Here is a 19,089-nt window from a genome sequence, read left to right on the forward strand (position 1 = left end):
GCGCGCTCAGAAGCCGACATCCACGTTGAGGTTGAGCACGCCGATGGTCTGCGTGTAGAGCCCGCCGGAGTCGGGAGCCCGCGAGTTGCCCGAGAGGCCCGCGGTGATGCCTCTCCCGGTGGTGTCCCGGCTGACGTAGAACAGGTGCGTGTACGACGCCCCGAGGTGCAGCTGCTTCGCGACCTGGAAGCGTCCCCCCGCGGCGAACGAGACATCGTGAAAATCGGTGGCCGAGGGATCCAGGGTGTCGTCCGGAACCGCGTTGGAGTCGTACCCGACGCCGCCGAGGAGCTCGATCGCAGGCTGCGGCCAGTAGCTGACGCCCGCGCGCACGCCGAACGTGTCGCGCCAGCGGCGGACGATGTTCTGCACCACGGTGGCAGGGTCGGCGGCGGAGCCGTCGCTCCGGATCTCGCACGCCGCGCCGACCTGGGTGAGGCACTGGTTTTCCATCGAGCTCCAGCGCGTCCAGTCGCCGAAGAGCCGGACCTCGAGGCGCTCCGCCGGGACGAAGCGGGCGCCGAGCCGCACGATGTCGGGCAGGTCCTGGTGCAGCTCGACGTCGGTCGCGCCGCTCGACACGCCGTTGAAGCGGTTGGTGAGCGTGCCCTCGAGCGTCTCTCCCCCCGTGACGTTCGGCCGTGACTGGTACGACGCGCCGATCCAGAGCTTCTCCGGCATCGCCTCGAGCAACGCGCCGACGCCGAAGCTCGCGTGGAGCCCGCTCACCTCGAGCAGCGAGCGCCCCTCGGTCGCAAGGGCGTTGTCGCCGGAGGCGTTGCGGGCGCGCACGGTGCTCACCTGAGCCCGAATCAGGTTCCCCGAGACGCCGAGGCTGAGGGGGAGCGCCGGGATCTTGTAGGCGGCGGCCAGCGTGAAGAACATCGCCTGGAGCGAGGACTCGATGGAATGCCAGCGCTGCACCCCGTCGACCGGCCCGGCGAGCTCGCCATTCTCCTCGAAGGCGCTGTTCGTGTCCCAGGACGCGGCGCCGCCGAAGGGCACGTAGACGCCGGCGCCGAGCGCCAGGTCGCCGAGCCTGGCCGACGCGCCGAGCATCGGCGAGGCAGCCAGGTTGAGCAGGCTCGCCTGCCCCGTGTTCGCCTCCGGCACCGTCACGTCATCGGACGCCGCCTGCGTGTGTGTGTAGGAGGCGGCGCGCAGCGCCAGATTTCCGTCCAGAAACAGGTGAATCCCCTCGCTCTCGGCGATGCCAGCGGGGTTGTAGTAGACCGCGGTCGGATTGCTGGTGATCGGGTTGCCGTGCTCACCGCCGAACCGCGCGGTCGCGAAGCCGCCGGCGAGCGCAGGCCCGGTCCAGACAAGGCCGCCGAGGAGGCCGACGGAGAGCGCGAGACAGGGGCGGTTGATGGGCATTGCCGGTGTTCTCGATTCTGGGGGGAGGAATACGGCGCCTGCGACAGACCCTGCATGGTAGGGTTGCATCACCTGCCAGGTCGCGGGATGTTCGACCCGCTCAAGTCAAATGTCACCTCTCGCACGGTGTCAAATGCTTTTCTCCCGCTCCACCCGGACAACGCTCGCATCCGCTGCGCTCCCCTGCTTCGCATCCGCTGCGCTCCTCATCGGATGCGCCGACCCGGGGGGCAGATTCCATGACTTCGAAGCTCGCGATACAGCGATCCGTGAAAGCCAGGCCGGCGGCGACGGTGGTGGCGACGGAACTGGCGGTGGCGGCGGGAGTGGCGGTGGGGACGGCTGCCTGCCGGAGGCAGGCGCCGTGGACGGCGACTTCTTCTTCAACCTATCGGTGTATCTCGCCCCGCAGGCGCCTATCGTCTTCGTGGCCAGCCTGACCACCGAGGCGAGCGACGGCGGCCTGAGCTTCTCAATGACGTTCCAGCCACTGGAGTCCGCCGATCGCCGGACGCCCACGGGCTCGCCGTTCGACGTGGGCCCCTACGAGCTGTCCGAAGACGGTACGTTCACCGCGGAGCTGCCCACGATCGTCGTGCCGGGCAACGCCAACCCCTTCTCGGGCAGCGAGCTCGAGGCCACCATCACGCTGGCCGGCACGCTCTGCGCGCCCGCCGACTTCGTCTGTGGTGATGTGACCGGCACCGCGGCGAGGCCGGTCCAGCTGGATCTCAGGGGCTCGGCCTTCGCCATGGAGCGCATCACCGACCCGAGCAGCTACCCGGCGGCGGTCATCAACTGCAAGAAGGACCCGGCGCGCCCGCTCCCGTGAGCGCCCGGTCGCGCTACGCCAAGGCCTCCGTCACGGCGGCGCCATCGAGCTCGATCAACGAGATCTCGGACGGCGCGCCGACGCGCATCGGCGGACCCCAGTAGCCCGTCCCGCGGCTCACGTAGATCTGGCTCTCGCCGCGCGAGGACAGCCCGGCGACGTAGGGCTGGTCGAGCCGCACGAAGAGCCCCCAGGGGAAGATCTGACCGCCGTGGGTATGCCCGCTGAGCTGGAGGCCCACCCCCCGCTCCGCGGCCTCGAGCATCTGCTTGGGCTGGTGCGCGAGCAGCACGAGCTCTCGAGAAGGGTCCCGCCCCGCGAGCGCGCGCGCGAGGTCGGGACCATGGTCGCCGCCCATGCCGCGGGAGCTCCAGTCGTCGACGCCGGCCAGATCGAAGCTGTGATCGCCGTCGCCGATCGAGACGCGCTCGTTGCGAAGCACCCGCACGCCGAGCCGGCCGAGCTCGGCGATCCACGCCTCGACGCCGGAGTAATACTCATGGTTGCCCGTCACGAAGAAGACACCGTGCCTGGCGCGCAGATCGGCGAGCGGAGCGGTGTGCTCGCGGAGCTCCTCCACGGAGCCGTCGACGAGATCCCCCGTGATCGCGATGAGATCCGGCTTGAGGGCGTTCACCCGCGCAACGACGCGCTCGAGCCACTCGCGCCCGATCGTGGGACCGATATGAAGGTCGGTGAGCTGGACGACGCGAAAGCCCGACATGGCCCCGGGGAGGCGGCGGAGGCGGACGCGCACCGGGCGGACGGCGACCTCGCCGAGGGCGCTCGCGACGCCGGCGAGGCCGAAGCCCACGGCGAGCGCTCCGGCCGTGCCCGCGATGGCGCGTGAGAGGAACGTCCGGCGATCGCCGTCGAGCGGCTGGTTCAGGAGCGCCGTGACGCCGTGGGCGCCGAGGCGAACGACCTCCGAGGTGAGCAGGAGAAAGAAGAGCAGGACGGCGAGCCCGACCCACGTGTAGACGACGCCGGCGACGATGCCCCCGATGTGCCGGGGCAGCGCGCGGGTGACGAAGAGGCCGACCGGCACCAGCACCGCGAGCACCACCAGGGCCACGCTGCCGACGCGCTGCCAGAGCGGGCCGAGCTCGGGCGCGCGGATCAGGCGCTGCCAGAGGTAGTAGTGAACGCCTGCCACGATGGCGCTGAAAATCGCGATGAAGAGAACGAAGGTGAGAAGGGGGCGCTGCACGCGTCCAGCATGACCACGGCCGCGTGCGCTCGCCGCTCCGATTCGCGCCGGAGCCGGACACGCCAACACTTTTTTACGAAGCGACCCGGGCTACGACGTGCTGACGCATACGCCGAACCCAGGGGGGTAGATCGTGCTGCCACCCTGGCACTTGGCGTTCATGCCGCAGTCCTGCGCCCCCCCGTCGATCCGGCAGAGCTGCTTGCACTGGTTGGTCAGCATCGAGCACACGAAGCCGGGCGCGCACGGGCAAGGACCGTCGGCTCGCCCGTCGCCGGGCACAACGCAGCTCGTCGTGCCGTCCTCGCGGACGATCGTGCAGGTCAGGCCCGTTGGGCACACGCTGTCGTCCAGGAGCTCGCAGCTCACCGCGGGGACGCAGACCGGGATCGGAAGCGGGGTGCTCCCCTCGGCGAGCGATTCGGCCATCGGACGCTGATCGCAGTACGTTCCAGGCGCGCAGCTCTCGACGTTGCCGCAACAGTACTGCCGGCACACGCCGCCCTGCCCGTCGGCTGCCGCGCACCCCAGCCCGGCAGCGCAATCCATGCCCCGGTGACACGGGCCGCCCGCCTGGTAGCGGCCCACCGGCCGGCAGCTCGGGATCGCGTCGCCCTCGCCGAGCACGAGCTGGCAATGCATCGGCTGCGCGACGGGGCCCCCCGTGCCCGACCCTGCAGCGTCGCTGGACGAGCATTCGGTCGGATCGCCCCCTGGCGTGCAGCCGTCGCCGCACAGGTGCGCGAAGCGCGTGGTGGGGTCCGGCGAGTCCGTGGGCGCCGGGATGTCGACGCTCTCGTCCACGGCACCGCCCCCGCCGCTCGCGAACGGAGCGGTGTCGCCCCCTCCAGTCGATGCGGCCGACGCACCCCCGCCACCCCATGTCTCCGCCCCATCGCCCGGGGTGATCCCACCGGCGGAGTCGCTGCCGGACATCCCGCACGCGGAGACCGCGAAGGCCGAGATCGCTGCGAGACCCCAATGCAGAACGGCGCGGGGTGAGCTCATTCCAGAAACACGGGAAAAGAACAAGTGGAGTGAGCTTATCATGTCGCCATCGGACATCCACAGAATGTGCCGTCCCGGCGTGTGTTTCCCAGGGCACCGATGCCCCTGCGGCCGGGGACGTCAGGTTGCATGCTCCGCGCGCGGGGGGGAGAACGCAGGTGCGCCGCGCCTGCCGGAGCTCCTGGCGCAAGCATGACGCCCGTGTCGCGCCGAGCGCCGGGCGTTGCGACCGGCGGCCACGGTGGGTGGCGGCGGCTACCGCGCCTCGATGTCGCGGGTGACCACGTTGCCCGCGCTGTCGTAGGCGCGCACCGCGAGCAGATGCGAGCCGGGCGGCACGATGGAGCCGAGGTCCGCCTCGAACGGCTCCACCGGCTCGTCGAAGATGCCGTCGCTCGGGAAGATGGGGCGCCACTCCTCCAGGCCGGCGATCGAGACCTCGATGCGCCCGACCGGGCCGAGGCCGTCCGCGACCTCGCCCGTGAGCCGGCGCCCCTGCAGCGCGAGCGCCCGGAACACCGGCGGCGTGTTGTCGACGAGCACGGTGCCCGACTCGAGGCTGTGGCGCTGCGTGCGCTCGGGCGGGTTCGCCAGCTCGTCGCTCGCCTCGACGAGGAGGCGGTACTCGCCTTCGGGGAGGGCGGTGGTGTCCCATACGTACTCGGCGCGCGTCACCTTCTCGCCCGGCTTCAGCAGGCTGCGCCAGGTCGACTGGCCCTCCATGCGGTACGAGAGGCGATAGCGCAGGTCGTCCTGATCTGGATTGTCGACCTTCCACGTCAGCTGGAGAGAGCTCACGGGCTTCGGCGCCTCCCCGCCCGACGACGGGAGGCTCGTGCGAGGGGGCTTCGTCTGCCCCTTCGGCGCCGCCTCGATCGAGGTGACCACGGCGCGCGCGTTGTCGGTGACGAACGAGAGCTTCACCTCGCGGAGCACGGCGCCGGGATCCCGGCCAAAGCGCGCGCGGATCTGCGCGAAGCGCGCCGGCGGGCTCTTCGCGTCCCCCGGGGCGGCGAGCGCCGGGGACCACGGGCTCCAGGTGCTGTCCGGCGCGTCGGTGTTTCCGCTGCGGGTCTCGAGCTCCAGCGCGCCGTCGGAGCGCCACGTCAGGCGTCCGAACGTGGCCCGCAGCCCGGCGTCGAGCACCTTGCTCGTCCACACCGCCGAGGCGCCGCCGACGCCCTTCACCTCGTGGAAGACCGCGGGGTCGGTGGTCGCGACGAACCTGCGCCTCCCGGCCATCATGAAGGCGCCGACCTGGCGCTCGTCGGTGTCGGCGACGAGCCGCGCCACGTGGTTGTCGCTCACGGTGTAGAGCTGGCCCTCCGCGCCGGTCCCGACGTAGGGCATCAGATCGTCGCCGAGGCCGAGCGAGACGTAGTGCGTGTCGTCGTCGCTCATCATCTTCTCCGCGACGCCGCTCCGATCGAAGCGCACGAGCACGCCCTTGCCGGGCTTCGGCGACCGCGCCGGCTGCGGCGACGGCGGCCCGCTCCGGTTGCGCTTCGGGGGGGCGAACGCCTCGGTGTACTTGTTGGCGATGGCGTAGATGGCGCCGCCCTTCGCGCCCGGCGCGATGGCGATGGCCTTGACGTCGTCGGCGTCGAAGTCGTGGAGCACGGTCGCGCGGCCGGGCGCCGTGAGCTTGTAGAGGAGCGCCTTGCCGTTCGAGCCGGTATAGACGGCGCCGTCGTCCGCGACGGCGACGCACATGAGGTGCGGCTCGTCGCTGTCGAAGTACACCTGGGCCTTGCCCGCGGCGTCGACGCGGAACAGCTTGCCCTCGGAGCCGGTCGCCGCGTAGAGCGCCTTCGCCCTCGGGTCGTAGGCGAGCCCCCACACGTCCTCGGTCTCGGGGAGCTCGGCGAAGAGCTTCGCCGGGCCGCCGTTGCCGACGCCGCGCGGCAAGCGGAAGAGCTTGCCCTCGGGGAACGTCCCCGCGATGACGTCGCCATCGAACGCGAGCGCGAGCGCGCTGACCGCCATCTGCCCGGTCGTCGCCGCGAGCGTCACCCGGCCGCCGGCGACGCTGTAGATCTTGCCCTCGTTGCCCGTGCCGAGCAGCACCGTGCCGTCAGGCAGCACCACGGAGCTCCAGATGGACGTCGCGTCCGGCAGCGGCGTCGCGCCGAGCGTCAGCCCGGCGCGCACGGCGCCGTTCGAGTCCACGCTGACCCCGGTGAGATCCCCGCCCTTCAGGTCCTCGAGCGACTTGAGCTCGAAGCTGCGCGTGCCGACCGCGTGGGCCGGGAGCGCCACGAGCCCCGCGGCGGCGAGGACGGCGGCGAGGAGCCGGCGCGGCGAGGGGACGGCGTGAGGGCGAGACGACAGGGAACGGGCAGAAGAGCGATCTGTGCTCATGGGGTCGCAGAGAGGAGGGGGTCAGGGAGGAGGAGGCGGCGGCGGGGAGAGCCGGCGCGGCTCAGCGAAGGATAGGCCGGACCGTGACGCTCACGGTGTCTTTCCCGACCAGGAAGCGCTTGAGGGAGATCGGCACCTGCACCTGCGCGCCGAAGGTCTCGGGCGCGTCGGAGTCGGAGCTCGGGCGCAGCGTGTCCATCGCGCCCGGAGGGAGCCGCGAGGCGACCTTGCCGCGGTACGCCGCGCCGTTCTCCCGGAGCTTGAACGTCGCGACGACGCTCTCCGCGTCGTGGTTCTGGTTCGGCAGCATCGCCACGAGCTCCGCGACGTTGTTCGGCGTCGCCATCGGGCGCTCGACCTCGTAGCCGGGCGCGAGATCGATGGCCACCTGGCTGCCGGCGAGCTCGCGCGGGATCGGCACCTCGATGACGCGCGACTCCATGGGGCCCTGGTGGGGCTGGAGATCCAGGCGGATGCGCGCGGGCGCGCCCGCGTCGACCTCGGGCTCGAGCACCTTCGCGCCGCGCAGCAGGACGACCTCGCGGTCGAAGGTGACCTTCACGCGGGAGTCGACGCGCTCGATCGAGACGTCCTCCCACGGGTTGTTGAGGAGGGCCCCCATCGATCGGACGAGCCGGCTGCGGACGAAGTCGTCGGCGCTGAGCGGGGTGCCGTTGCCGGCGCCGAAGTCGACGAGCGAGATCGTGCCGTAGCGCCCGATCCTCAGCTGGCTCACCGCCCGCCAGGTCATGTCCCGCCGCTCGGCCGTGGTCGCCTCGACGGCGTTGCCGAGCGCCATCGAGACGAAGGAGGGCGCGAGGAACTGATCGTGCGCGACCTCGACGTTCCACGTCGGGTGCGGGGCGCCCTCCACGCCGTCGATCTGGACGCGCATCGGGAAGACCGGCGCCCTGGCCGCGCTGTCGACGACGATCGCGGCCTGCCGATCGTTGACCATCGAGCCGACCGACCGCACGGCCTCGCCGATCTTGAAGCTGCGGTTCTGGCTCGCGAGGATCCAGTGGACCCGGGCGATCGCGGTGGGGAGGCTGGCGACGCCGCCGTTCATCATCGGGTGGCCGAACGCGACGAGCTTGTCGCCCGACACGCGCGTGACCGTGCCGATGCCCATGGCGGAGATGTCGCCGCGCACGAGCTCGACGCCGATCGCGCCCCCGTCGACGTACCGGGTCGGCACCCCCGGCTCCGGGTTCGCCGACGAGCCGCCGCCGGCCTGCATCGGCTCGAGCCCCATGGGGCCGAGCAGGTCGCTCGCGATGCGCAGCGACGTGCCCCCGAGCCCGCCGAGCATCACCGGCGTCGAGGCGCGCGCGAGGCCCGTCGACTGGGGCGGGGCGAGCGCCGGCGCGACGCGCACGGCGAGCTGGCTGGCGTGGCCGGCGAGATCGTAGGCGTCGACCGGCCCCACGAAGCCGCGGCCGCCGCGCAGCCGGGCCGGCGCGGCGGCGCGCGGCGGCGCGCCGCCGATGCCGCTCACCGGCGCGGGCAGCGGGCCGCCGACCTTCGGGGCGATCCCCCGCGGGAGCGGCCGCGCGAGCTCGTCGAGCATCGACTTGATCGGGGTGACGCCGGCGATCGCCTCGGCGCCGAAGAGCCAGCCGTACGCGTAGGCGCCGATCATCTTGCCGTTCAGGTAGATCGGGCTGCCGCTCATCCCCGCCACCGTGCGGGCGATCTCGAGGCGCGGGTGCTGGGTCTTGATGAGGATGAGGTCCTGGTTCGGGCGGAAATTGCGGAGCGTCGAGATGACCTCGACATCGAACTTCTCGGGCGTGGTGCCGGAGAAGACGGTGAGGCCGTATCCCTTCATGCCCGGCTTGACCTCGGCGATCGGCAGCGTATCGGGCGGTGTGGAGATCGCGTGAGCCGCGCCGAGGCCGACAGCGAGGCTGCACGCCGCGCCGGCGAGCAGGCTCAGGGGGATGAGGCGCCCCTCGCGATCGACGAGGGCGCGGGCGGCGCCCGCGAGCGCTGTCGCGCAGCGGGTCGCGAGCGGGACGGCGCGCGCGGCGAAGAAGGAATTCGGACGAAAACACGGTGTGTCGCGCAGAGGCACGGGCCCAAGCTTAGCCCGGATTTGGCAGCGCGACAGAGCCGGGGCTCGCCGAGCGCGGGAAGGTCGCCGCGCCGCCCGGGGTCGCTGATTTCCAGGGGCGGGGCGCGCCGGCGACGCTACGCTGCGCCCCGTGAAGGATATCGCGGCGACCGCGACGCTCATCCTGGCGTTCGCCACCTGGGTGACCACCCACGTCGCGCTGGCAGCGCGGCTCATGCTCCGGAGCGAGCCCCGATGGCGCGGGCTCGTGGCGCTCGTGGTGCCGCCGCTCGCGCCGATGTACGGCTTCCGGCAGGGGTGGCGCCGGATGAGCACGCTGTGGCTCGTGTGGCTCATCGTGTACGTGCTCGCGCTCCTCGTCGCGCGGGCGTGAGGAGCGTGGCGTGACGTCCGATGTGAAGGCTGGAATGACGGAGAAGCGGCGCCCGGGCGCGCCGCCCGGCGTCGTCGTCGGCACGATGAACTTCGGCGGCCGCACGCCGCCCGAGGAGGCCGAGCGCATCGTCGACCGCGCGCTCGAGCGAGGGATCACCGCGTTCGACACGGCCAACCTCTACCAGGACGGCGCGTCCGAGCGGCTCCTCGGCCGGGCGCTGCGCGGCCGCCGGGCCGAGGCGCAGATCGCCACGAAGGTCGGCCTGCGCCGGGTCCGGGGCAAGGCCGAGGGCCTCGGGCGCGAGCAGGTGATCCGCGCCGTCGAGGAGAGCCTCGGGCGCCTCGGCACCGACCGCGTCGACGTCTGCTATCTCCACGCGCCGGATCCCGAGACGCCCGTCGAGGAGACGCTCGCGGCGATCGACGCCCTGCTCGATCAGGGGAAGATCCTGCGCTACGGGGTCAGCAATCACGCCTCGTGGCAGATCCTGGAGATCATCGCGCGCCGCGACGCCGAGGGGAAGGCCCGCCCCGCCGTCTCGCAGGTGCTCTACAACGCGCTGATCCGCCAGCTCGACCTCGAGTATGCCGCGTTCGCGCGGCGGTACTCGGTGGCCACCGCGGCGTACAACCCGCTCGCCGGCGGGCTCTTGACCGGGCGGCACGCGGGGCCGGAGGCGGCGCAGGTGGGCTCGCGCTTCGAGGGCAACCGCCTCTACCAGCGCCGGTACTGGAGCGCGCGCATGTTCGAGCTCGCGGCCAGCTACGCGGCCGTGGCGGCGGCCGAGGGGATGAGCCTGCTCTCGCTGTCGTATGCCTGGCTCGCGGGGCGGGAGGTTGTCGACTCCATCCTGGTCGGCCCGGCGCGGGCAGAGCACCTCGACGCGGCCGCCGACGCGCTCCAGCGCCCGCTCTCGCCGGAGGCGGCGCGGCGCATGGACGCGCTCTACCGCGACCACCTGGGCACCGACGCGAGCTACGCGCGATGAACGACGGCGCGATGAACGACGGCGCGATGAACGGCCGCGCGATGAACGACTTCCTGCTTCCCGAGGCCAGGGCGCTCGACCTCGCGGGCCCCCTCGCCGACTACGCCGCCCGCGGGACCGCCAGGCTCGGTCGCGTGATGACCGACGCGGGGCTCGCGGCGCTCCGCGCGCGCTCGGACGACCTGATGCTCGGGCGCGTGACGTACCCCGGGCTCTTCTTCCAGCACGACGCCGCGTCGGGCCGCTACGAGGACCTGCCTTACGGCAAGGGCTACCAGGGGCCGAGCACGTCGTACCGGAAGCTCGAGAAGCTCGAGAAGGACCCGCTGTTCCTCGCCTGGATCGAGAACCCGCTCTTCGAGAGGGTCGCGCGCTCGCTCATCCAGGGGGAGATCTCCATCTACCGGGCCGTGCTCTTCAACAAGGCCGCGTCCGGTGGGACGGCGCTGCCGTGGCACCAGGACGGCGGCAGCTACTGGGGGCTGGATCGCGACCCCGAGCTGCAGATCTGGACGGCGCTCGACGATGCCCCCGCCGGCGGCGGCTGCGTGGAGGTGCTGGAAGGCAGCCACCTGGGCGGGCTCGCGACGCCGCTCGGCGGCGTCGTTCCGGGCGCGCTCGTGCGCGCGGCCAACGCCGACACCCGCAAGATCGCGCTGCCGACGCGCGCGGGCGAGGCGCTGCTGATCCACAACTACCTCTGGCACTGCTCCGCCGTGAACCGGAGCGGCCAGCCGCGGCGAGCCCTCACCGTCTGCTACATGAGCAGGGCGACCCGCTGCCTCAGGAAGAAAAAGGCGCCACGCGCGTTCACCCCGGTGTTCTGAGCTCACCCCCGGGAGAGCGGGCCCGGCGGCAGCATGGATCGCTCCCGCGACGGGCCCCCCGCCCTCTCCCGCGGCACGCGCCTCGCCAGGCGCTCGGCCGAGGTCGACGATTCGGCCGATTTTTTTCGATCCAGCGCCGGGCCGGGTTCACCCGCGCATCGTAAGGACGAACGCCGGCAGCCGCGGCAAGTTGCCGCGCCCAGCGTCGATTTGCCGCGCCACGGGGCTTCAGTTATCCACCGCGGCAATCTGCCGCGGTCACGCGGCACTTTGCCGTCTTGTCGCACCCCGCCAGCAAGCCATAACTGCGCCCGCGCGTCCCTCCGACGCCCCACACAACCCTATGGCTCGGTTCCTGTTCCCACGATGGGCCAACAAAGTGGTGCCGCTCGGGCTGCTCTTCGGAGTCCTGCCCCTCGGCACCGCTGTGATCGGCGGATTCTGGTACTACGGTACCAACAAACATCTCGAGGTCGGGTATCAGCCGGATCAACCGGTTGACTACTCGCACAAGCTGCACGCCGGCGACCTCGGTATGGACTGCCGCTACTGCCACAACACAGTGGAGGTATCCGGCTTCGCCGCCGTTCCACCCACCGAGACGTGCATGAATTGTCACGCCAAGGTGCGGAGGGACAGCGAAATGCTTCTGCTCGTGCAGGAGAGCTGGGCGAACGATCAACCCATCCCCTGGGTGCGCGTCCACAACCTGCCCGACTATGCCTATTTCGACCACTCAGCCCATCTGGCTGCAGGGGTCGGCTGCGTGAGCTGTCACGGCCGCGTCGACCAGATGCACACGGTCCGACAGGTCGAGCCGCTCTCGATGGGATGGTGCCTGGACTGCCACCGCAATCCGGGTCCCCACCTCCGCAATCCCGCCGACGTCACCAAGATGGATATGGCGCCATCGACGGCCGTCATGGCGGGCGCCGGGGTCCCCGCGACCGGGGAACCTTACAACGATCGTGTGCCAGCGGTCACGACCTCCGGGCGGCAGGTGCAGGCGCCGCTCCACTGCTCGGGGTGCCACCGATGAAACGAACTCCTCTCCCCCTCGCCCAGGACATCTCTGGGAAGACCTACTGGCGCAGCTTGAGCGAGCTCGCCGGCTCGCCCGACTTCGTCGACGCGCTCGGGCGCGAGTTCCCTCCGGCCGCGTTCGAGCCGCCGGAGGGCGTCGGGCGGCGCACGTTCCTCAGCCTCATGGGCGCGTCGCTCGCCCTCGGCGGCCTCGTGGGCTGCCGCCGGCCCGTCGAGCAGATCCTGCCGTACTCGCGCGCCCCGGAGGAGGTCATCCCCGGCCAGCCGCTGTTCTTCGCGACCGCGCTGCCGATGATGGGCACGGCCTTCGGCGTCCTCGTCGAGAGCCACGAGGGGCGCCCCACAAAGATCGAGGGCAACCCGAAGCACCCCGAGAGCCTCGGCGCGACCACCCTCTACACCCAGGCCGCGGTCCTCGACCTCTACGATCCCGACCGCAGCAAGTCGCCGCGCGAGGGCGCGGCCGCCAAGTCCTGGGACGACGCGGCCGCGTTCCTGCGCGCCGAGGGCGACAAGCTCCGCGGCCGCAGCGGCAAGGGGCTCACGATCCTGACCGAGGCGCACAGGTCGCCGACACTGGCCGCGCGCCTCGCCGATCTCCGCAAGACGCTGCCGGAGGCGCGCATCGTCCGGTACGAGCCGTTCTCCCGCGACGCCGCGCGCGAGGGCGCCCGGCTCGCGTTCGGCAAGCCGCTCGAGACGACGCTCGACCTGACGAAGGCGCGCGTCATCGTCGCGCTCGACGCCGACCTGTTCGGCACCGACGGCAGCCCGATCAAGCAGGCGCGCGCGTTCGCGGCGGGCCGCGCGGTCGACAAGGACCCGAAGGCGATGAACCGCCTCTACGCCGTCGAGAGCACCTTCACGATCACCGGCGCGGCGGCGGATCACCGGCTCCGGATCCAGAGCCGCAAGATCCCCGCCTTCACCTTCGCGCTCGCGACCGAGCTCGGCAAGCGCGGGGTCGCGCTCGACGCGGATCTGCTCAAGACGCTCGAGGACAAGTCGGACGGGCTCGACGCCAAGGCGACCCGGCACGTCGCCGCCATCGCCGCCGATCTCGCGGCGAACCGCGGGCTGGGCGCGCTCGTGGTGGGGCGCTCGCTGCCGAAGGAGGTCCACGCCGTCGCGCACCTCATCAACCTCGCCCTCGACAACACCGGCAGGGCCGTCCGGCTCGTCGCGCCCTTCGACGAGTCGCGCGAGGGCCCCGAGGCGCTCGTCGAGCTCGCGGGCGCCATCGAGCGCAACGAGGTCGAGACGCTGATCATCCTGGGCGGCAACCCGGCCTTCGACGCGCCCGCCGACGCGCGCTTCGCCGACGCGCTCGCCAAGGTGCCCGTGAGCGTGCACGTCTCGACGCACGTCGACGAGACGAGCGAGCGCTCCCGCTGGCACCTGAACCGCGCCCACCCGCTGGAGTCGTGGAGCGACGTCCGGGCGGAGGACGGGACGGCCAGCATCGGGCAGCCGCTCATCGCGCCGCTCTTCGGCGGCAGGACCGACGCCGAGGTCATCGAGCTGCTGCTCGGCGGCTCGCGGACCGCCTACGACCTGGTGAGGGCGACCTGGCTGAACGCCGAGGGCGCGAAGCGGACCGAGCAGGACCTCCGCCGCGCGCTGCACGACGGCCTCTTCGCCGGGAGCCAGCTCGCCGACGAGCAGGTGACCGCCACGACGCGGGCCGCGATCGACGCGCTGCGGGCGTTCGCGCCTGCCGCGGCCGAGGGCCTGGAGGTGACCTTCCGGCCCGACATGCACGCGTGGGACGGGCGGTTCGCGAACAACGGGTGGCTCCAGGAGCTGCCCCACCCGATGACCAAGCTCACCTGGGGCAGCGGCGCGAACCTCTCGCCGTCGACGGCGGCGCGGCTCGGCCTCAAGGACGGCGACGTCGTGACGCTGTCGGGCGCCGGCGCCTCGGTCCGGATCCCCGTCGTCGTCGCGCCGGGGCAGGCCGACGACTCGGTCGCCATCGGCGTCGGCCAGGGCCGGCGCGCAGAGCTCCGGGTCGGGCGCGGCGTCGGCGTCGACACGACCCCGCTCCGCAAGAGCGACGCCTTCGAGCTCGCCGGCGGCTTCTCGCTGGAGAAGACCGGCGCGGTGGCGGAGCTCGCGCGCACCCAGGAGCACTTCGTCATGGAGGGCCGCCCGCTCGCGCGCGAGGGGACGCTCGCCGAGCTCGAGAAGGACCCGACGTTCGCCCAGAAGCAGGTCCACGTGCCGCCGCTCCTCAGCCTGTTCAAGGAGCCGAACCGCCGGCAGGGACACGCCTGGGGCATGAGCATCGACCTCAACGCCTGCATCGGGTGCAACGCGTGCGTTGTCGCCTGCCAGGCCGAGAACAACATCCCGGTCGTGGGCATCGAGGGCGTGCGCGAGACGCGCGAGATGCACTGGCTGCGGGTGGATCGCTACTTCCAGGGCACCGACCCGAACGAGCCCGAGAGCATCCAGCAGCCGCTCCCCTGCCAGCACTGCGAGAACGCGCCGTGCGAGCAGGTGTGCCCGGTCGCCGCCACGGCCCACAGCCCCGAGGGGCTGAACGACATGGCGTACAACCGCTGCGTCGGCACGAAGTACTGCGCCAACAACTGCCCGTACAAGGTGCGTCGCTTCAACTTCTTCGAATACGGCCAGCCGGACTCGGAGTCGCGGAAGATGCAGTTCAACCCCAACGTCACCGTCCGATCGCGGGGCGTCATGGAGAAGTGCACCTTCTGCGTTCAGCGGATCAACACCGCCAAGATCGAGGCCAAGAAAGAGGGACGGGAGCACGTCAAGGACGGCGAGGTCGTGACCGCGTGCCAGGGCGCTTGCCCGACGCAGGCCATCGCCTTCGGCGACCTCAACGACCAGACGAGCCAGGTGTCCGTGACGTCCGCGAGCCCGCGCGGTTACAGGATGCTGGACGAGATCAACACCAAGCCGCGGGTCACCTACCTCGCCAAGATCCGCAACAAGAACCCGGAGCTCGCCGACGCATGAGCGCCACAGCACCTCTCCAGGTCGACCCCCCCCGGGTCTCCGACCGCGCCGCCCTCTTGGACGAGGCGCCGCTCGTGCAGGGGAAGGACGACTTCCGTTCGCTCACCGACAAGATCTCGGGGATCGTCCTCACCAAGCCGCCCTCGGGGTGGCTCATCCTGTTCTGCCTCGCCATCAGCCTCCTGCTCGTCCTCGGCGGCTCGCTCGTCCACCTCGTCGGGAAGGGCATCGGCATCTGGGGGCTGAACACCACGGTCAACTGGGCGTGGGACATCACCGGCTTCGTGTTCTGGGTCGGCATCGGCCACGCCGGCACGCTCATCAGCGCCATCCTCTTCCTCTTCCGACAGAAGTGGAGGACGAGCATCAACCGAGCGGCGGAGGCGATGACGATCTTCGCCGTCGCGTGCGCCGCCATCTACCCGGTGGCCCACCTGGGCCGGATCTGGTTCGCCCACTGGCTGTTCCCGATCCCGAACCAGATGAGCATCTGGCCGAACTTCAAGAGCCCCCTGCTCTGGGACGTCTTCGCCGTCTCGACGTACGCGACGGTCTCGGCCCTCTTCTGGTTCGTCGGGCTCATCCCCGATCTCGCCACGATCCGCGACCGGGCCACGAGCCGGACGAAGCAGATCGTCTTCGGGATCCTCTGCCTCGGGTGGCGCGGCTCGCACCGCCACTGGCTCCATTACGAGCGCGCCTACCTGATCTTCGCCGGGCTCTCGACGCCGCTCGTGCTCAGCGTGCACACGATCGTGTCGTTCGACTTCGCCGTCTCGATCGTCCCCGGCTGGCACACCACCATCTTCCCGCCGTACTTCGTCGCCGGCGCCATCTTCAGCGGGTTCGCGATGGTCGTCACGCTGATGGTGTTCGCGCGCAAGGCGTTCGGCCTCGAGGGCCTCATCACCATCCGGCACCTCGAGAACATGAACAAGGTGATCGTCGCGACCGGCACCATGGTCGGCTACGCGTACGCGATGGAGCTCTTCATCGCGTGGTACAGCGGCAACGGCTACGAGCGGTTCGCCTTCGCGAACCGCATCCTCGGCCCGTACTCGTGGGCCTACTGGACCATGGTGAGCTGCAACGTCATCTTCCCGCAGCTCTTCTGGTTCAAGAAGGTGCGCACCAGCATCCCCGCGATGTTCGTGATCTCGATCCTGGTCAACATCGGGATGTGGTTCGAGCGCTTCGTCATCATCGTGACGAGCCTCCACCGCGACTTCCTCCCGTCCAGCTGGACCTACTTCCGCCCGAGCATCTGGGACATATCGACGTTCTTCGGTTCGTTCGGCCTCTTCTTCACCCTCTTCCTGCTGTTCGTCCGCTACCTCCCGATGGTCGCGCTCAGCGAGGTGAAGGCGATCACGGCGGCGGCCGATCCTCACGGCTCGCACAGCAACGACGAGGCTCATCATGCAGCGTGACAGCGACCCTCCGAGCCGGAAGCGCTCCGGGGAGCCTGCCTCGACCGAGGAGGCAGGAGGGCTCAAGGACTCCGATCGCGAAAGCCCGCCCGACGACAAGCCGCAGGGCTTCGTGCCCGCGGACGAGGCGGAATACGAGAAGCCCCACGAGGAGGGGCCGCACGGGAGAGCGGTGCTCGCGATCGAGCGCAAGCTGGAGCACCGGACCGAGGAGGAGGCGGCCGCGGCGGCGTCCCCGTTCGCGCTGATGGGCTACTTCACGACCCCGAAGGACATCTATCACGCGTGCGAGGCGCTCCGGGACGCCGGGTACAGCCGCTTCGATGCGCACACGCCGTTCCCCGTGCACGGGCTGGAGAGGGCGATGGGGCTCAAGGCGTCGCCGCTGCCGTGGCTCGTGCTCGGCGGCGGGGCGGCGGGGCTCAGCGGCGGCATCCTGCTCGCCTGGTACACGCAGTTCTACGACTACCCGCTCATCATCAGCGGCAAGCCGGCCTTCTCGTACCAGGCCTTCATCCCGATCTTCTTCGAGCTCACGGTCCTCGTCGCGGCGCTCACGTGCTTCTTCGGGCTCTTCGCGCTCGGGCGCCTGCCGTCCTTCTTCCACCCCACCATGACGCACCCCTCATTTCCGCGCGCGACCGACGACGCCTTCTTCATCAGCGTCGAGGTGAGCGACCCGAAGTTCGATGCCTCGGAGACGCGCAGCCTCCTCCAGCGCGTAGGCGCGCAGGGCATCAGGGAGGTCTCCTCGTGAAACGCTGGTGTATTCCCCTCCTCGTCGTCCTGGCAGGCTGTCGCGGACAGGCGAGCAGCGACCCGCCGATCCACGTCTTCGGGGACATGGACTGGCAGCCCAAGTTCCAGCCCGAGGAGGGCAACCGCCTGTTCCCCGACGGCCGGTCGATGCGGCCCCTCGTGCAGGGCACCGTGCACCAGGGGGCGCTCGACGAGAGCGACGCCTACCGCACCGGCAAGGACGGCGAGACGTTCCTGGCGATGGCGCCTGTCACCGTCGACGAGACGGTGGTCCGGCGCGGCCAGGATCGGTTCAACATCTACTGCGCGCCCTGCCATGACCAGGCCGGCAGCGGGCAGGGCATGGTGGTGAAGCGCGGGTACCCGCCGCCCATCGACCTCGCGTCCGAGCGGGCGCGCGGCCTGCCCGACGGCGAGATCTTCCACGTCATCTCGAACGGCGTCCGGAACATGCCGTCTTATCGGAAGCAGATCCCGGCCCGGGACCGGTGGGCGATCGTCACCTGGGTGCGCGTGCTGCAGCGCAGCCAGCACGGGCGCATCGACGACGTCCCGGAGGCCCAGCGGGGCAACATCGCGAAGGAGAGCGGAACTCCATGAAGTCTCACGGAAGTGCTCTGGCCGAGGACACGAAGGTCCTCGATCGGGCGGTCGCGAAGCGGCTCGTCTCGAGGAGCATGGTGCTCGCCATCGCCGGCGTGGCGCTCTCGGCGCTGGCGGCGGTCGTCGACACGAAGCGTTTCGCGTTCTCGTACCTCACCGGCTTCACCTGGGTCGTGACGATCGGGCTCGGCGCCCTGTTCTTCGTGATCATCCAGCACCTGACGCGCGCGCGCTGGTCGGCGGCCGCGCGCCGTCACATGGAGTGGATGAGCGGCGTCCTGCCCGCGTGCGCCGTGCTGTTCCTCCCGGTCGCGGTGCTCGCCCACGACATCTACCATCACTGGATGGGGCCCCAGGCCGCGAACGACCACCTGCTCCAGCAGAAGGCGCCGTACCTGAACCCGACCTTCTTCTACATCCGCGCCGGGGTGTTCCTCGCGGCGTGGGCGGGCCTGTCGCTGTGGTTCATCAAGACCTCCCGCGCGCAGGACGAGAGCGCCGATTTCCGGCCCACGGCGAGGTTGCGGGCCTCCAGCGCGCCGGCCGTCATCGTCTTTGCCCTGACGATCTCGTTCGCCTCGTTCGACTGGCTGATGAGCATCGACCCGCACTGGTACTCGACGATCTTCGGCGTCTACGTGTTCGCCGGCGCGGCCACGAGCTCCCTCTCGGCGCTCGCGTTGATCACGATCGCGCTCCACAAGGCGGGGCTCTTGCGCAAGGTGAGCAACGTCGAGCGCCAGCACGACATTGGCAAGCTCCTCTTCGGCTTCACGATCTTCTGGGCCTACATCGCGTTCTCGCAGTTCCTGCTCATCTGGTACGCCAACATCCCGGAAGAGACGATCTTCTATCATCACCGCTGGGAGGGTTCGTGGAAGGTCGTGAGCCTGGTCCTGCTGTTCGGGCACTTCGTCGTGCCGTTCCTCGTCCTCCTGTCGCGGCACGCCAAGCGGAGCCCGCTGGTCCTCGGGGCGGCGTCGGTGCTCCTCCTCGTGATGCACTACGTCGACCTCTACTGGCTGGTCATGCCGAACGTGGATCACCATGGCGCGCACCTGAGCTGGATCGACCTCGCCGGCTTGCTCGGCCCGCTGGGCGTGGGAGCCTGGGTGCTCTCGCTTCAAGCGGCCAAGAGCCCGCTGTATCCTCTGAATGACCCTCACCTTGCCGAAGCGGCTCGGATCGACAACCCGTAAGGAGCCGGCC

Annotated in this window: 15 protein-coding genes; 10 read left to right on the forward strand and 5 right to left on the reverse strand. The window is 70.8% G+C overall.

What is annotated here, in order from left to right; all coding sequences use genetic code 11:
- Positions 1 to 6 precede the first annotated feature (6 nt).
- Positions 7 to 1,377: an OmpP1/FadL family transporter gene (locus WMF17_RS38520; RefSeq protein WP_437645990.1), complete on the reverse strand. Its 1,371-nt coding sequence runs from the start codon at positions 1,375 to 1,377 to the stop codon at positions 7 to 9.
- Between the two features lie 364 nt (positions 1,378 to 1,741).
- Here WMF17_RS38520 and WMF17_RS38525 point away from each other — a divergent pair, with 364 nt between their 5' ends.
- The gene (locus WMF17_RS38525) at positions 1,742 to 2,209 is read left to right on the forward strand and encodes a hypothetical protein (RefSeq protein WP_437598398.1); all 468 of its coding nucleotides are present in this window, start codon (positions 1,742 to 1,744) and stop codon (positions 2,207 to 2,209) included.
- 13 nt (positions 2,210 to 2,222) lie between these two features.
- Here WMF17_RS38525 and WMF17_RS38530 read toward each other — a convergent pair whose 3' ends face one another.
- The 4 genes from WMF17_RS38530 to WMF17_RS38545 all read right to left on the reverse strand — a co-directional run bounded on the left by WMF17_RS38530 (position 2,223) and on the right by WMF17_RS38545 (position 8,865).
- Complete coding sequence (locus tag WMF17_RS38530; RefSeq protein WP_437598399.1) at positions 2,223 to 3,419, reverse strand: metallophosphoesterase; 1,197 nt, start codon at positions 3,417 to 3,419, stop codon at positions 2,223 to 2,225.
- A 90-nt stretch (positions 3,420 to 3,509) separates the two neighbouring features.
- Positions 3,510 to 4,223: a hypothetical protein gene (locus tag WMF17_RS38535; protein WP_437598400.1), complete on the reverse strand. Its 714-nt coding sequence runs from the start codon at positions 4,221 to 4,223 to the stop codon at positions 3,510 to 3,512.
- 459 nt (positions 4,224 to 4,682) lie between these two features.
- Positions 4,683 to 6,788, reverse strand: coding sequence for a hypothetical protein (locus WMF17_RS38540; protein WP_437645992.1), 2,106 nt, complete (start codon positions 6,786 to 6,788; stop codon positions 4,683 to 4,685).
- 61 nt (positions 6,789 to 6,849) lie between these two features.
- A complete protein-coding gene (locus WMF17_RS38545; protein WP_437645994.1) occupies positions 6,850 to 8,865 on the reverse strand; it encodes a SpoIVB peptidase S55 domain-containing protein in 2,016 nt (671 codons plus the stop codon).
- A 130-nt stretch (positions 8,866 to 8,995) separates the two neighbouring features.
- Here WMF17_RS38545 and WMF17_RS38550 point away from each other — a divergent pair, with 130 nt between their 5' ends.
- From WMF17_RS38550 to WMF17_RS38590, 9 genes are all read left to right on the forward strand, one after another.
- Positions 8,996 to 9,238, forward strand: coding sequence for a hypothetical protein (locus WMF17_RS38550; RefSeq protein ID WP_437575997.1), 243 nt, complete (start codon positions 8,996 to 8,998; stop codon positions 9,236 to 9,238).
- Positions 9,239 to 9,248: 10 nt separating this feature from the next.
- The gene (locus WMF17_RS38555; protein ID WP_437645996.1) at positions 9,249 to 10,229 is read left to right on the forward strand and encodes an aldo/keto reductase; all 981 of its coding nucleotides are present in this window, start codon (positions 9,249 to 9,251) and stop codon (positions 10,227 to 10,229) included.
- Between the two features lie 41 nt (positions 10,230 to 10,270).
- Positions 10,271 to 11,056, forward strand: a complete 786-nt coding sequence (locus WMF17_RS38560; RefSeq protein WP_437651439.1) for a phytanoyl-CoA dioxygenase family protein — start codon at positions 10,271 to 10,273, stop codon at positions 11,054 to 11,056.
- 343 nt (positions 11,057 to 11,399) lie between these two features.
- A complete protein-coding gene (locus tag WMF17_RS38565) occupies positions 11,400 to 12,095 on the forward strand; it encodes a cytochrome c3 family protein (RefSeq protein WP_437598404.1) in 696 nt (231 codons plus the stop codon).
- Positions 12,092 to 15,088 carry a TAT-variant-translocated molybdopterin oxidoreductase gene (locus WMF17_RS38570; RefSeq protein WP_437645998.1) on the forward strand — a complete coding sequence of 999 codons (2,997 nt, stop codon included), beginning with the start codon at positions 12,092 to 12,094 and terminating at the stop codon, positions 15,086 to 15,088. The genes WMF17_RS38565 and WMF17_RS38570 overlap by 4 nt, the downstream gene beginning before the upstream one ends.
- A complete protein-coding gene (nrfD, locus tag WMF17_RS38575; RefSeq protein ID WP_437598407.1) occupies positions 15,085 to 16,518 on the forward strand; it encodes an NrfD/PsrC family molybdoenzyme membrane anchor subunit in 1,434 nt (477 codons plus the stop codon). The genes WMF17_RS38570 and nrfD overlap by 4 nt, the downstream gene beginning before the upstream one ends.
- Complete coding sequence (locus tag WMF17_RS38580) at positions 16,508 to 17,275, forward strand: DUF3341 domain-containing protein (protein WP_437646000.1); 768 nt, start codon at positions 16,508 to 16,510, stop codon at positions 17,273 to 17,275. The genes nrfD and WMF17_RS38580 overlap by 11 nt, the downstream gene beginning before the upstream one ends.
- Positions 17,272 to 17,877 (forward strand): c-type cytochrome, encoded by a 606-nt coding sequence (locus WMF17_RS38585; RefSeq protein WP_437598412.1) that lies wholly within the window; start codon positions 17,272 to 17,274, stop codon positions 17,875 to 17,877. The genes WMF17_RS38580 and WMF17_RS38585 overlap by 4 nt, the downstream gene beginning before the upstream one ends.
- Entirely contained in the window at positions 17,874 to 19,079 is a 1,206-nt protein-coding gene (locus WMF17_RS38590; protein ID WP_437598414.1) for a hypothetical protein, read from the forward strand. The genes WMF17_RS38585 and WMF17_RS38590 overlap by 4 nt, the downstream gene beginning before the upstream one ends.
- The last annotated feature ends 10 nt before the right edge of the window (positions 19,080 to 19,089 follow it).

Origin of the sequence: Sorangium sp. So ce362, from assembly GCF_051519845.1 — a bacterium.
Classification (GTDB): domain Bacteria; phylum Myxococcota_A; class Polyangia; order Polyangiales; family Polyangiaceae; genus Sorangium.